Below are 12853 nucleotides of genomic sequence, written 5' to 3' on the forward strand. Positions count from 1 at the left end.
TTTGCGAGGAGCCTTATGGAACCCCTGTCTAGACCCGTCATCCCCACCGCAACTCTGATGGAGCAGGTGCTGTTCGAGGTCAAGCGCGTCGTCGTTGGGCAGGACCGCTTTCTGGAGCGGGTGATGGTGGCCATCTTGGCGCAAGGCCATCTGCTGGTCGAAGGTGTGCCGGGCCTCGCCAAGACACTGACCATCAAAACCCTGGCCAGCAGCATCCAGGGCAGCTTCAAGCGCATCCAGTTCACCCCCGACCTGGTGCCTGCCGATCTGGTGGGCACGCGCATGTACAACCAGAAGACCGGCGAGTTCAGCACCAGCCTGGGGCCGGTGTTTGCGCACCTGCTGCTGGCCGACGAAATCAACCGCGCACCGGCCAAGGTGCAGAGCGCACTGCTGGAGGTGATGCAGGAGCGCCAGGTGACGATTGCCGGCGAAACCCACAAGGTGCCCGAGCCCTTTCTGGTGATGGCCACCCAGAACCCGATCGAAACCGAAGGCACCTATGCGCTGCCGGAGGCCCAGGTCGACCGCTTCATGATGAAGGTGCTGCTCGGCTACCCCAGCGAAGAAGAAGAATTCGTGATCGCCCAACGCGCGCTGGATCTGCCGGTGCAGGTGCTGCCGGTGGCCACCACCGCCCAGCTGGCCGCACTACAGGCCGAGTGCCGCACGGTGTATGTCGATCCATCGATGTTGCAGTACGCGGTCAAGCTGGTCGCCGCCACGCGGGCGCCGGCCCGCCACGGCCTGCCCGAGATTGCCCAGTACATCAGCTGCGGCGCCAGCCCCCGCGCCACCATCCACCTGGCCGAAGGCGCGCAGGCTCTTGCCATGCTGCGCGGCCGCAACTACGTGCTGCCCGAAGACATGAGCGACCTGGCCGCCGACGTGCTGCGGCACCGGCTGGCGCTGTCGTACGAAGCGCTGTCCGAAGGCCTGGACGCCGATGCGCTGATCGTCAAAATCATGGCCAAGATACCGGCGCCCGCGCGCCCCCTGCAACATGAGCAACGAGCCGCCTAAAGCCGGGGCCGCGCGCCCGCTGCCCACCCTGCCTGGCCAAGCCGACCGCTTGCTGCGCCAGCTGGAATGGAACGTGGTGCGCAAGCTTGACGGCCTGCTGCAGGGCGACTACCGCACACTGATGCGCGGTAGCGGGCTGGACCTGGCCGATCTGCGCGAATACCAGCCGCACGACGATGTGCGGCATATCGACTGGAACGTCACCGCACGCCTGAACACCCCGCATGTGCGGGTGTTCACCGAAGACCGTGAAATGTCAGCCTGGTTTCTGCTCGACCTCAGCCCCTCGATCAACTTCGGCCCGCCGGGCAATGCCAAGCGCGACATACTCACCGGCTTTGTAGCCGTGCTGGCGCGGCTGTTGACCCGCCACGGCAACCGGGTCGGCGCCATGCTGTACGGCACCGGCGGTGGCCCGGAACGGGTGGTCGACGCGGTGCTGCCGCCGCGCAGCAGCCGCGCCCATGTACTGCACCTGGTGCACCGCCTGCTGCAGCCCGCACCGGCCCAGCAGGCCGGCGCCACCCAGCTGCAATTGCTGCTGCAGGCCGCCATCGGCAATATCCGCCACCGCTCTACCGTTCTGGTGGTGTCCGACTTCATCAGCACCCCGGGCTGGGAAAAGCCCCTGGCGCAGCTGGCGCGCCGGCACGACGTGGTGGCCGTGCGCCTGCTCGACCCGCTGGAGCTGAACCTGCCCGATGTCGGCCTGGTCACCCTGTTCGACCCCGAAACCGGCGAGCAACTGCAGGTGGACACCAACGACAAGGGCTTTAGACACCGCTTTGCGCGCCTGGCCGCCGAGCGCGAGGCCGCGCTGCGCGCGGGACTGACCCAGGCCGGCGCCGACACGCTGGAGCTGTGCACCGATGACGACCTCGTCGATGCGCTGCTGCGCTTCATGGACCTGCGCCAGCACCGCGTGCGGCCAGCGTTCACCCCTCCCTCCCACCCGATGGCCGCGCAGGCTGCATGAGGACACGCCACCATGGTTTTTCTCTGGCCCACCCTGCTCTGGCTGCTGCTGGCCGTGCCGCTGCTGGTGCTGCTCTACCTGTGGCTGCTGCGCCGGCGTAAAAAGACCGCGCTCAGCTATTCCAGCATGGCCCTGGTCCGCGAGGCCATGAGCCCCGGCTACCGGCTGCGCCGGCACATTCCGCCAGCGTTGTTCCTGTTGGCGCTGGTGGCCTTGCTGCTGGCCGCCGCCCGGCCGCTGGCGGTGATCACCCTGCCCTCGCAAGACCAGACCATCATGCTGGCCATGGACGTATCGGGCAGCATGCGCGCCACTGACGTGCAGCCCGACCGCATCACCGCCGCGCAAAATGCCGCCAAAGCCTTTCTGGCCGAGCTGCCACGCAACGTGCGGGTGGGTATCGTGGCCTTTGCCGGCAGCGCGCAGCTGGCCCAGCTGCCGACACAGAGTCGCGAAGATTTGGTGAAGGCCATAGACAGCTTCCAGCTGCAGCGCGGCACGGCCATCGGCAACGGCATCATGCTGTCGCTGGCCACGCTGTTCCCCGACGCCGGCATCGACATCGCCGCCCTGGGCGGGCGCCAGGCCATGCGGCCGCGCGCGATGGACGAGGTGACCAAGCAGGACCCGGCCAAGACCTTCACCCCGGTCGCGCCCGGCTCCTACAACTCGGCCGCCATCATCATGCTGACCGACGGCCAGCGCACCACCGGCGTCGACCCGCTGGAAGCCGCCAAATGGGCGGCCGACCGCGGCGTGCGGGTCTACACCGTGGGCGTGGGCACGCTGCAGGGCGAGACCATAGGCTTCGAAGGCTGGTCGATGCGGGTGCGGCTGGACGAAGAAACCCTCAAGGCCGTGGCCTTGCGCACCAATGCCGAGTACTTCCATGCGGCCACCGCAGCCGATCTGAAGAAGGTCTACGAAACCCTGAGCTCACGCCTCACGGTGGAGAAAAAAGAAACCGAAATCTCGGCGCTGCTGGCCTTGGTCGGCGCTGCGCTGGCACTGCTGGCCGCCGGTTTGTCGGTGTGGTGGTTTGGCCGGGTGATGTAGGTCTCGGCCGCGGCGACAGGCCGCCATGGCGAATGCTGGCCAATCGGGGACGCGCGCATAAAAATTGCAGGCCGGGGGCAGCGTATAGTTAGTGGCTACCCTATGAAGCATTTACTTAATTTATTGGCAGCCATCGCGCTGCTCGTGTGGGGCACCCATCTCGTTCGTACCGGTGTGCTGCGCGTATTCGGTGCCAATCTGCGCCAGATCCTGGCCAGCAGCATGGGCAACCGCTTCACTGCGGCCCTGTCGGGCATAGGCGTTACCGCCCTGGTGCAGTCCAGCACCGCCACCTCGCTGATGACCTCGTCCTTCGTCGGCCAGGGCCTGATCACCCTGCCGGCGGCGCTGGCCATCATGCGCGGCGCCGACATCGGCACCAGCCTGATGTCAGTGCTTTTTTCGTTTGATCTGTCCTGGCTGTCGCCACTGTTCATCTTCATCGGCGTGGTGCTGTTTCTGTCCACCAAGGACGGCACGGCCGGGCGCATAGGCCGGGTGCTGATCGGCCTGGGCCTGATGCTGCTGGCGCTGCGCCTGGTGGTGGACGCCACCGAGCCGCTACTGGCCTCGCCGGCGGTCAAGGCCTTGCTGGGCGCCGTCAGCAGCGACGTGCTGCTGGAAATCTTCCTGGGCATGGTGCTGGCCATACTGGCCTATTCCAGCCTGGCGGTGGTGCTGCTGATTGCCGCACTGGCCGCGTCGCATGTGATCCAGCTGGACGTGGCGCTGGGCCTGGTGCTGGGCGCCAACCTGGGTAGCGGCGCGCTGGCGGTGCTGACCACCGCCAAGTCGGCCATCGAAGTACGCCAGGTCACCGTGGGCAATCTGGTGTTCAAGCTGATGGGCGTGGTGCTGGTCGCGCCCCTGATCGGCCTATGGTTGCGCCATGTGCAGCCCTCGCTGCCCGACGCCACCCACGGCGTAGTTCTGTTCCACCTGGCATTCAACATCAGCATGAGCGTGGCCTTCATCGGCCTGACCCAGCTGGTCGCCAAGGCCATGGAAAAGCTGCTGCCCAAGCCCACCCAGGCCGCCGCTGCCCAGACCCGGCCGCACCACCTCGACCCCTCGGCCCTGTCCACGCCCTCGCTGGCCATCTCTTGCGCGGCCCGCGAAGCGCTGCACCAGGCCGACGTGGTGGAGACCATGATGCTCGGCCTCATGACCGTCATCAAGGACAGCGACCTGCAGCTGGCCGAAGACCTGCGCAAGCTGGACGACACCGTGGACCGCCTCTATTCGGCCATCAAGTACTACCTGACCAAGATCTCGCGCGAAGCCCTGTCGGAAGAAGAAAGCCGCCGCTGGACCGACATCATCAGCTTCACCATCAACATGGAGCAAATCGGCGACATCATCGAGCGCGTGCTGATCGACGTGGAAGACAAGAAGATCAAGCCCGGCCGCAACTTCTCCGAAGCCGGCATGCAGGAAATCAGCGAGCTGCACGCCCGCCTGGTGGACAACCTGCGGCTGTCGATGAGCGTGTTCCTGAATGGCAATGTGCACGATGCCAAGAAGCTGCTGGAAGAAAAAGCCCGCTTCCGCGACCTGGAGCACGCCTACTCGCGTTCGCACCTGGTGCGCTTGACCGACAACACTTTGTCCAGCATCGAAACCAGCTCGCTGCACATCGACCTGATCAGCGAACTCAAGCGCATCAACTCGCACATCTGCTCCATCGCCTACCCGATCCTGGACTCGGCCGGCGCGCTGGCACCGAACCGGCTGCGTAGCTCGAAGTTGGCGGATCTGCAGTAACCCGGCGGCGGAGCTGCAGCCAGCTATAGTGGCTGATCGCTTTTTTCTGCTGCTTTTGCGGGATCTGTTATGGGCTTTTATCGTGTGTCAAAAACCCTGGACATCCAAGCCAGAATGGCGTTTTGGGCGAATTCAAGCTCCCATATTGGAGTGATACATCCGGTGTTAGGGCGGCACATTTATGTCTGTACATATTGAGTTAGGCGCCTTAAGAATGTCCGCAGAAACTCTACCGCCCATGGAAGTCGAGTTCGGTAACGCAGGGGAAGTTCAGACCAAAGGCACGGGCTGGTTCATCGGTTTCAGTGAATGGTCAAAGTCCGGTCCGGGCAATTTACGTCATATGCCGTCCGATCTAGAGAGTACGGGCTTGTGCGTCAAATGGTTCCTTCACGCCAAAGGTGATCCGAATGGTGAAGCAAAACCTTTGAGTGAGGGCAGAACAGTCTCAATGCTCGTGGCAGCGCCAAGTGAGTTCAAGCTTGAGTTCTCAAGATCGCCTGGGTTTGAACCGAGCGAGACACTCACGTTCGTCCTGCGCAGGCCAGGAGACTTCGCTGCGTGGGGTCAAGGCCTCTACCACCGTGCATTCGGGCTGAAGGAGGCTTGTATCCTCACCATCCGCTGGCTTCCGCGAGCGTGAAGGTGTACCGCTCTTACGTCACGACTCCTCACCCATCAATCGAGCGGACCCGCAAACCCCACAAAGCTAACCGCCGGTGACGGGCGGAAAAAATGCCACCTCTGCACCATCGCTGAGCACAGCCTGCCCATCCACCATCTCCTGGTTCAACGCCGCGCGCACGGCCCGCCCCGGCGCCAAGCTCACCGCATAGGCGCCACCGCGCGCCACCAGCTCGGCGCGCAGGTCCTGCACCATGGCGGCACTGGTTTCCACGGTCTCCCGGCCAGTGCCGAGGGCTTCGCGGATCGAGGCGAAATACTTCACAGTGAGCTTCATGCCTGCAACTCTGCCAAAGAGATAAAACGCACACTGTCGCCATGGGCAATGGTCTGGCCGGCTGGGTTGTCCACCACGCCGTCGCCCCAGGCGGCCGAGGTCAGCACGCCCGAGCTTTGGTTGGCAAACAAGTCCAACCCGCCGGCGGCATTGCGCCGCACGCGCAGGAATTCGCGCCGCTGGTCGGCCCGCGGCCAGCTGAAGTGGGCGGGCAAAGCTACCGCCGTGGGCACCAGCTGGGTGGCACCCTGCAGGCGCAGCAAGAACGGCCGCACCAGCAGCAGGAAGGTGATGTAGCTCGACACCGGGTTACCGGGCAAGCCGATGAAATGGCTCTGCCCCACCGTGCCATAGGCAAACGGCTTGCCGGGCTTGATGGCGATCTGCCACAGGTTCAGCTGGCCCAAGGCCTGCACGGCAGGCTTCACATGGTCTTCCTCGCCCACCGACACGCCGCCGCTGGTCAGTATCAGGTCGTGCGCCTGGCTGGCGTTGCGCAGTGCGTCCTCGGTGGCCGCGCGCTGGTCCGGCACGATGCCGTAGTCGGTGACCACGCAGCCCAGGCGCTGCAGCAAGGCGCGCAGAAAGAAGCGGTTCGAGTTGTAGATGGCACCGGGCCGCATGTCCTGCGGTGCCACGGCGCCGGGCATCACCAGCTCGTCGCCGGTGGAAAACAAGGCCACCCGCGGGCGCCGTGCCACCGGCACATATTCCATACCAATACTGGCCGCCAGCGCAATGGATGCGGGCGTGAGGCGCTCACCTTTCGATAGCACCACGGAATTTTTGGCGACATCTTCGCCGGCCCGGCGCAGCCACTGGCCGGGCTGGGGCGGGCGCAGCACGCGGATGCTCTGGTCGGGCTGGACTTCACAGTCTTCCTGCATCACCACCGCATCGGCGCCCGGCGGGATCGCGGCGCCGGTAAAAATCCGCGCCGCGCTGCCGGGCTGCAAAGGCTGGGCGGCGCTGCCGGCCGGGATGCGCTGCGACACCGGCAGGCTGCCGCCATCGGCCAAACCGGCCACATCCGCACAGCGCAGCGCATAGCCGTCCATCGCGCTGTTGTCGTGCGCGGGCACCTGCAGCGCGGACACCAGGTCTTGCGCCAGCACCCGGCCGTCGGCGTCGAAGGTGGAGACCTGCTCGACCTCGACCTCGGCCAAGGGCTGGGCCTGGGCCAGCAGACTGGCCAGCGCGTCGTCCAGCGGCATCAGGGGGGCGCGGGTGCGGGTGGTAGTCATAGCGGAGCCTTGTAAGCAAAGCGGTCAGCGTGCAGCAACAGCCAGTCGGTGATGGCCGCCGGGTCGTTCAGGTCCAGCACCGGGCGGCCCGGCGGTGTCGGCAAGCTGGCATCGGTGGCGATGGCCAGGATGCGCGCGTCGTCCGGGTACTGCACCGGCTGATTCGCCGCGGCGCGCCAGACTTCGATTTTCGGCAGGTCGCTGGACTTGAAGCCTTCGACCAGCACCCAGTCGACGCCGGGGCTGAGCTCGGCAATCAGTGCGTGTACCGACAGCTGCTCGGGCTGCTCGAATTCGCGTACCAGCGCCAGGCGCAGGTCGGAGGCGATCACCACCTCATGCGCGCCCGCCTGGCGGTGCCGCCAGCTGTCCTTGCCCGGGTGGTCGATGTCGAAGCGGTGGTGCGCATGCTTGGCCACCGACACGCGCAGGCCGCGCTGCTTGAGCAGCGGGATCAGGCGTTCCACCAGCGTGGTTTTGCCCGAACCCGAGAACCCGGCGAAGACAACGGCCTTCATGCTGCAACCCGATAAATACTATGCTTTTTATAGCTGCTTGCGCAGATGGAATATGCGCCAGCAGCGCATTTATGCACAGGTTTTTTCAATCAAGGCCTTCACCAGTACCACATCGGCCGGCAGGTTTAGCACGCGCTTGGGCAGGGCTTCTATGCCTTCAAACTGCGCGGGACGCTCAGGTTCGCGACCCAGGGCTTCGACGATGGTGGCGGCGAACTTGATGGGCAAAGCGGTCTCCAGCACGACCATGGGTGTACCGGGCTGCAGGTGTTCCAGCGCCACCTTCAGGCCGTCGGCGGTATGCGTGTCGATGACCATGCCGTGGCGGGCATCGGTGTCGCGGATGGTGGCCAGGCGGTCGGTGTGTGTGCTCTTGCCGCTGACAAAGCCGTAGCGGGCAGCCGCGTCTTTGAAAGCCGAGTCGGCGCTCAAATCGAAGCTGCCGGCGGCAGACAGCTGGGTGCTGAACAAGTCCTTGGTGCGCGCGCCGTCGCGGCCGACCAGGTCGAACACGAAGCGCTCGAAGTTCGAGGCCTTGGAGATGTCCATCGAAGGGCTGGAGGTCTCGTGCGTGTCGGCGCTGCCGCGCACGCGGTAGACGCCGGTGCGGAAGAACTCGTCCAGCACGTCGTTCTCATTCGTGGCCACCACCAGTTGGGCGATCGGCAGGCCCATCGAGCGGGCCACATGGCCGGCGCAGACATTGCCGAAGTTGCCCGAGGGCACGGCGAAGCTGACCTTTTGCGCGTTGTTGTCGGTAGCCTGGATGTAGCCGGCGAAGTAGTAGACCACCTGGGCCAGCAAACGCGCCCAGTTGATGCTGTTGACGGTGCCGATCTTGTACTTGCGCTTGAAGTCCAGGTCGTTGGACACGGCTTTGACAATGTCCTGGCAGTCGTCGAACACGCCTTCCACCGCGATGTTGATGATGTTGGCGTCCTGCAGGCTGAACATCTGCGCTTGCTGGAACGGGCTCATGCGGCCGGCCGGCGAGGTCATGAAGACGCGCACGCCCTTCTTGCCGCGCATCGCGTATTCGGCCGCGCTGCCGGTGTCGCCGCTGGTAGCGCCGAGGATGTTGAGTTCTTCACCGCGCCGTGCCAGCTCGTACTCGAACAGATTGCCCAGCAACTGCATCGCCATGTCCTTGAAGGCCAGGGTCGGGCCGTTGGACAGGGCTTCGAGGTAGACACCGTTTTCCACGTGGCGCAGCGGCACGATCTCGCCGGTGCCGAACACCTGGGCGGTATAGGTCTTGCGGCACAGCGCGCGCAGGTCGTCGGCCGGAATGTCGTCGATGTACAGCGACAAGATCGCGAACGCCAGCTCGGCATAGCCTTGCTCGTGGTAGACCTTGCGCCAACGTGTCAGGGTGGCGTCGTCGACCTGCGGGTACTGCACCGGCAGGTACAGGCCGCCGTCCGGCGCCAGGCCTTCGAGCAGGATTTCACAAAACTTGCGCTGCGTGGCGTCGCCACGGGTGGAGATGTAGTGCATGGTGTGTCCTTTCAGCCCTGGCCTCAGGCCAGCTCTTCCTTGCGGATACGGGTGATGGGCGCGAGCACCGTGGGCAGGGCCTGCATCTGCGCCAAAGCGGCGTTCATGCGCGACTCGGTGCAGTCGTGGGTCAGGATGATCACGTCGGTTTGGGTGGCGCCTTCGCCGCCGATTTCGTCGGCCTCGCGCTGCAGCACCGCGTCGATGCTGATGTCGGCCGCGGCCAGCAGGCCGGTAACGGTGGCCAGCACGCCGGCCTGGTCGGCCACGCGCAGGCGCAGGTAGTAGCTGGTGACCACATCGCCCATGGGCAGCACTTGCAGGTCGCTCATGGCATCGGGCTGGAAGGCCAGGTGCGGCACGCGATTGGTCGGGTCGGCGGTGTGCAGGCGGGTGATGTCCACCAGGTCGGCGATCACCGCGCTGGCGGTGGGCTCGCTGCCCGCGCCCTTGCCGTAGTACAGCGTGGTGCCGACGGCATCGCCCTGCACCACCACGGCGTTCATCGCGCCTTCGACATTGGCGATCAGGCGCTTGGCCGGCACCAGGCTGGGGTGCACACGCAGCTCCACGCCCTGCGGCGTACGCTTGGTGATGCCCAGCAATTTGATGCGGTAGCCCAGTTGCTCGGCGTACTTGATGTCTTGCGAACCGAGCTGGGTGATGCCTTCAACATAGGCCTTGTCGAACTGCACCGGGATACCGAAGGCAATCGCCGACATCAGCGTGAGCTTGTGCGCGGCGTCCACGCCTTCGATATCGAAGGTCGGGTCGGCTTCGGCGTAGCCCAGGCGTTGGGCCTCTTTGAGCACCACGGCAAAGTCCAGGCCCTTGTCTCGCATCTCGCTGAGGATGAAGTTGGTGGTGCCGTTGATGATGCCGGCCACCCACTGGATGCTGTTGGCGGTCAGGCCTTCGCGCAGCGCCTTGATGATGGGGATGCCACCGGCGACGGCGGCCTCAAACGCCACCATCACGCCCTTGGCGTGGGCGGCGGCGAAGATCTCGGTACCGTGCACGGCCAGCAAGGCCTTGTTGGCGGTGACCACGTGCTTGCCGGCGGCGATGGCTTCCAGCACCAGCTCCTTGGCCAGGGTGTAGCCGCCGATCAGTTCGACCACGATGTCGATGTCAGGGTTGGCGATGATGGCGCGCGCATCGGCCACCACCTGGGCCCGGTCGCCCACCAGGGTTTTCGCCTCGGCCACGTTGCGGCGCGACACCATGGTGACCTCAATGCCACGGCCGGCGCGGCGCTTGATTTCTTCCTGGTTGCGCTGCAAAACGTTGAACACGCCGCTGCCGACGGTGCCGATGCCGAGGATGCCTACTTGGATGGGTTTCATAACAAATATTTAAGTAAAAAGTGCCGATAGCGCAGGTAGTACGTGCGCTAGGCGCTACGTTTACGATAGCTTTCAAGAAATTTGGCAACGCGGCCAATCGCTTCGCGCAGGTCGTCTTCGTGGGGCAGGAAGACGATGCGGAAGTGGTCCGGTTGCTGCCAGTTGAAACCGGTGCCCTGCACCAGCATGACGCGGGTTTCGCGCAGCAGTTCCAGGAAGAATTGGCGGTCGTCGGCGATCGGGTAGACCACCGGGTCGAGCCGGGGAAACATGTACAGCGCCGCTTGTGGCTTGACGCAGGTAACGCCCGGAATGGCGGTGATCAACTCGTACGCCAGGTCGCGCTGGCGGCGCAGGCGGCCGCCTTCGCAGACCAGATCGTTGATGCTCTGGTAGCCGCCCAGGGCGGTCTGGATGGCCCACTGGCCGGGCACGTTGGAACACAGCTTCATGTTAGAGAGCATGTTCAGGCCCTCGATGTAGTCGGTGGCCACCTTTTTGTTGCCCGACACCACCATCCAGCCCGCGCGGTAGCCGCAGGAGCGGTAGCTTTTGGACAACGAATTGAAGGTCAGCGTCAGCACGTCGGTCGACAGGCTGCCCATCGCGGTGTGCTTGACGCCGTCGTACAGCACCTTGTCGTAGACCTCGTCGGCCAGGATCACCAGGCCATGCTCGCGGGCGATGGCGACGATCTCCAGCAGCAGCGCGTCGGTATACACCACGCCCGTGGGGTTGTTCGGGTTGATCACCACGATGCCCTTGGTGCGCGGCGTGATCTTGGCGCGGATGTCGTCCAGATTGGGCATCCAGTTGTTGGCCTCGTCGCACAGGTAGTGCACCGGCGTGCCGCCGGACAGGCTGGTTGCCGCCGTCCACAGCGGATAGTCGGGCATAGGCAGCAGCAACTCGTCGCCGTTGTCCAGCAAGGTGTTGGTCGCCATGGTGATGAGTTCACTGGCGCCGTTGCCCAGGTAGATGTCGTCCAGCGTCACGCCCGCAATGCCTTGCTGCTGGGTGTAGTGCATGACCGCCTTGCGCGCGCCAAAAATGCCCTTGCTGTCCGAATAACCTGCCGAATTGGGCAGGTTGCGAATCATGTCCTGCTGGATTTCTTCCGGCGCGTCAAAACCAAAAACCGCCAGATTGCCAATATTGAGCTTGATGATCTTTTGGCCTTCGTCCTCCATCTGGCGCGCAGCGTCCATGATCGGCCCGCGAATGTCGTACAGCACATTGGCCAGTTTGCTGGATTTTTGGATGGTCTTCATGGTGGCCTAAGGGCGCTAAATGGGCTGGTATGCGGTTCGCCTGCTCCCGGGCGGCCCGCAAGGATGGAAACCTATAATTGGACCACATTTGCCGCCCCGTTCCAGGGCCTGGCCACATCCACCCCGGGCACACCACTCCATGAAACTGCAACCCGATAAATTCGACGTCCAATCCATCACCGGCTACGGGCCGGGCTGGGTTGGCATCAATACCGAAAAAGTAGTCAACAGCGTGGTCGTGGGTTCGCGCGGCGAGCGGCTGGACTGGAACTGCAGCCGCTTCGAAGACCTGACCGCCGAGCATTTCGCCCAGCTGGCGGCGCTGGCTCCCGAGCTGGTCATTTTCGGCAGTGGCCAGCGCATCCGCTTCCCGCAGCCGGTATGGCTTAAACCCATGATGGCGCAGCGCGTAGGCGTGGAAACCATGGACACCCAGGCCGCCTGCCGCACCTACAACATCCTCGCCCAGGAGGGCCGCCACGTGGTGGCCGCACTGCTGCTGGAGCCCGCAGCCTGAGCTCCTGGGTTTTCAGAGTAAAATCGAGGGTTGCAGTTAGAAGCAGCCAGTGGTCCAGCCACAGTGAGTTGGACAGTAATTGGTTACTGTGCGCGCATCGCCTCCACCAAGCCACTTCCTACTTTCGACGACCACACCCCAGTCACAAGAGACCCCAAGCACTATGGCGATCGTTGTCAATAAACTTATCCCCGAATTTGAAGCCAACGCCACAGGTGGCGTCAAGGTCTCCAACACCACCCACCTCGGCAAAGTGGTGATTTTGTACTTTTACCCCAAAGACAATACCCCTGGTTGCACCACCGAAGCCATGCAGTTTCGTGACAAGCACAAGGAATTTGTCAAAGCCGGTGCCACGGTCTTTGGTGTGTCCCGCGACAACATGAAGTCGCACGATGAATTCAAAACCAAGCTCGAACTGCCGTTTGAATTGATCGCGGATACCGAAGAAAAGATGTGCCACATGTTCGGCGTGGTCAAGAACAAGATCATGTACGGCAAGAAGGTCAAGGGCATCGAGCGCAGCACCTTCCTGATCGGCGCCGACGGCGTGCTGAAGAACGAATGGCGCGGCCTGAAGGTACCCGGCCATGTGGACGACGTGCTGCAAGCCGTCAAAGACCTCAAAAAAGCGGTTTAACCGCCGCCCAGTCACCGCCACAGGGCTCATGCATAATGAT

Annotated in this window: 13 protein-coding genes; 7 read left to right on the forward strand and 6 right to left on the reverse strand. The window is 64.0% G+C overall.

The features are described 5' to 3' along the window. Positions 1 to 15: 15 nt before the first annotated feature. The 5 genes from BLT66_RS12665 to BLT66_RS12685 all read left to right on the forward strand — a co-directional run bounded on the left by BLT66_RS12665 (position 16) and on the right by BLT66_RS12685 (position 5462). Positions 16 to 1023 carry an AAA family ATPase gene (locus BLT66_RS12665; RefSeq protein WP_092758076.1) on the forward strand — a complete coding sequence of 336 codons (1008 nt, stop codon included), beginning with the start codon at positions 16 to 18 and terminating at the stop codon, positions 1021 to 1023. Beyond that, positions 1004 to 1999 (forward strand): DUF58 domain-containing protein, encoded by a 996-nt coding sequence (locus tag BLT66_RS12670; protein WP_092758077.1) that lies wholly within the window; start codon positions 1004 to 1006, stop codon positions 1997 to 1999. The genes BLT66_RS12665 and BLT66_RS12670 overlap by 20 nt, the downstream gene beginning before the upstream one ends. Positions 2000 to 2011: 12 nt before the next feature. Next, positions 2012 to 3055 (forward strand): VWA domain-containing protein, encoded by a 1044-nt coding sequence (locus BLT66_RS12675; RefSeq protein ID WP_092758078.1) that lies wholly within the window; start codon positions 2012 to 2014, stop codon positions 3053 to 3055. 102 nt (positions 3056 to 3157) lie between these two features. Further along, entirely contained in the window at positions 3158 to 4819 is a 1662-nt protein-coding gene (locus BLT66_RS12680) for a Na/Pi cotransporter family protein (RefSeq protein ID WP_092758079.1), read from the forward strand. Positions 4820 to 5057: 238 nt separating this feature from the next. After that, a complete protein-coding gene (locus tag BLT66_RS12685) occupies positions 5058 to 5462 on the forward strand; it encodes a hypothetical protein (protein WP_092758080.1) in 405 nt (134 codons plus the stop codon). Between the two features lie 66 nt (positions 5463 to 5528). On the opposite strand, the gene moaD is transcribed toward BLT66_RS12685, so the two are convergent. From moaD to BLT66_RS12715, 6 genes are all read right to left on the reverse strand, one after another. Further along, positions 5529 to 5780, reverse strand: coding sequence for a molybdopterin converting factor subunit 1 (gene moaD, locus BLT66_RS12690; protein WP_092758081.1), 252 nt, complete (start codon positions 5778 to 5780; stop codon positions 5529 to 5531). After that, positions 5777 to 7024: a molybdopterin molybdotransferase MoeA gene (glp, locus tag BLT66_RS12695; protein ID WP_092758082.1), complete on the reverse strand. Its 1248-nt coding sequence runs from the start codon at positions 7022 to 7024 to the stop codon at positions 5777 to 5779. Before glp ends, moaD begins: the two co-directional genes overlap by 4 nt. Continuing rightward, the gene (gene mobB, locus BLT66_RS12700) at positions 7021 to 7542 is read right to left on the reverse strand and encodes a molybdopterin-guanine dinucleotide biosynthesis protein B (RefSeq protein ID WP_092758083.1); all 522 of its coding nucleotides are present in this window, start codon (positions 7540 to 7542) and stop codon (positions 7021 to 7023) included. Before mobB ends, glp begins: the two co-directional genes overlap by 4 nt. Before the next feature lie 69 nt (positions 7543 to 7611). Further along, a complete protein-coding gene (thrC, locus tag BLT66_RS12705) occupies positions 7612 to 9039 on the reverse strand; it encodes a threonine synthase (RefSeq protein WP_092758084.1) in 1428 nt (475 codons plus the stop codon). 23 nt (positions 9040 to 9062) lie between these two features. Beyond that, positions 9063 to 10385, reverse strand: coding sequence for a homoserine dehydrogenase (locus BLT66_RS12710; RefSeq protein ID WP_092758085.1), 1323 nt, complete (start codon positions 10383 to 10385; stop codon positions 9063 to 9065). Positions 10386 to 10432: 47 nt separating this feature from the next. Continuing rightward, the gene (locus tag BLT66_RS12715; RefSeq protein WP_092758086.1) at positions 10433 to 11656 is read right to left on the reverse strand and encodes a pyridoxal phosphate-dependent aminotransferase; all 1224 of its coding nucleotides are present in this window, start codon (positions 11654 to 11656) and stop codon (positions 10433 to 10435) included. Positions 11657 to 11795: 139 nt separating this feature from the next. On the opposite strand from BLT66_RS12715, the gene BLT66_RS12720 reads away from it, so the two are divergent. Next, positions 11796 to 12173 carry an Mth938-like domain-containing protein gene (locus BLT66_RS12720; RefSeq protein WP_092758087.1) on the forward strand — a complete coding sequence of 126 codons (378 nt, stop codon included), beginning with the start codon at positions 11796 to 11798 and terminating at the stop codon, positions 12171 to 12173. A 163-nt stretch (positions 12174 to 12336) separates the two neighbouring features. Next, positions 12337 to 12813 (forward strand): peroxiredoxin, encoded by a 477-nt coding sequence (locus BLT66_RS12725; RefSeq protein WP_092758088.1) that lies wholly within the window; start codon positions 12337 to 12339, stop codon positions 12811 to 12813. Positions 12814 to 12853 lie beyond the last annotated feature (40 nt).

It is taken from the genome of Rhodoferax sp. OV413 (assembly GCF_900104385.1).
In the GTDB taxonomy this organism is placed as follows: domain Bacteria; phylum Pseudomonadota; class Gammaproteobacteria; order Burkholderiales; family Burkholderiaceae_C; genus Rhodoferax_B.

Excerpts from the sequence above, each read along its gene's own strand:
- BLT66_RS12665 (WP_092758076.1), top strand. The coding sequence starts at position 16 with ATGGAACCCCTGTCTAGACCCGTCATCCCCACCGCAACTCTGATGGAG.
- BLT66_RS12670 (WP_092758077.1), top strand. The coding sequence starts at position 1,004 with ATGAGCAACGAGCCGCCTAAAGCCGGGGCCGCGCGCCCGCTGCCCACC.
- BLT66_RS12675 (WP_092758078.1), top strand. The coding sequence starts at position 2,012 with ATGGTTTTTCTCTGGCCCACCCTGCTCTGGCTGCTGCTGGCCGTGCCG.
- BLT66_RS12680 (WP_092758079.1), top strand. The coding sequence starts at position 3,158 with ATGAAGCATTTACTTAATTTATTGGCAGCCATCGCGCTGCTCGTGTGG.
- BLT66_RS12685 (WP_092758080.1), top strand. The coding sequence starts at position 5,058 with ATGGAAGTCGAGTTCGGTAACGCAGGGGAAGTTCAGACCAAAGGCACG.
- moaD (WP_092758081.1), bottom strand. The coding sequence starts at position 5,780 with ATGAAGCTCACTGTGAAGTATTTCGCCTCGATCCGCGAAGCCCTCGGC.
- glp (WP_092758082.1), bottom strand. The coding sequence starts at position 7,024 with ATGACTACCACCCGCACCCGCGCCCCCCTGATGCCGCTGGACGACGCG.
- mobB (WP_092758083.1), bottom strand. The coding sequence starts at position 7,542 with ATGAAGGCCGTTGTCTTCGCCGGGTTCTCGGGTTCGGGCAAAACCACG.
- thrC (WP_092758084.1), bottom strand. The coding sequence starts at position 9,039 with ATGCACTACATCTCCACCCGTGGCGACGCCACGCAGCGCAAGTTTTGT.
- BLT66_RS12710 (WP_092758085.1), bottom strand. The coding sequence starts at position 10,385 with ATGAAACCCATCCAAGTAGGCATCCTCGGCATCGGCACCGTCGGCAGC.
- BLT66_RS12715 (WP_092758086.1), bottom strand. The coding sequence starts at position 11,656 with ATGAAGACCATCCAAAAATCCAGCAAACTGGCCAATGTGCTGTACGAC.
- BLT66_RS12720 (WP_092758087.1), top strand. The coding sequence starts at position 11,796 with ATGAAACTGCAACCCGATAAATTCGACGTCCAATCCATCACCGGCTAC.
- BLT66_RS12725 (WP_092758088.1), top strand. The coding sequence starts at position 12,337 with ATGGCGATCGTTGTCAATAAACTTATCCCCGAATTTGAAGCCAACGCC.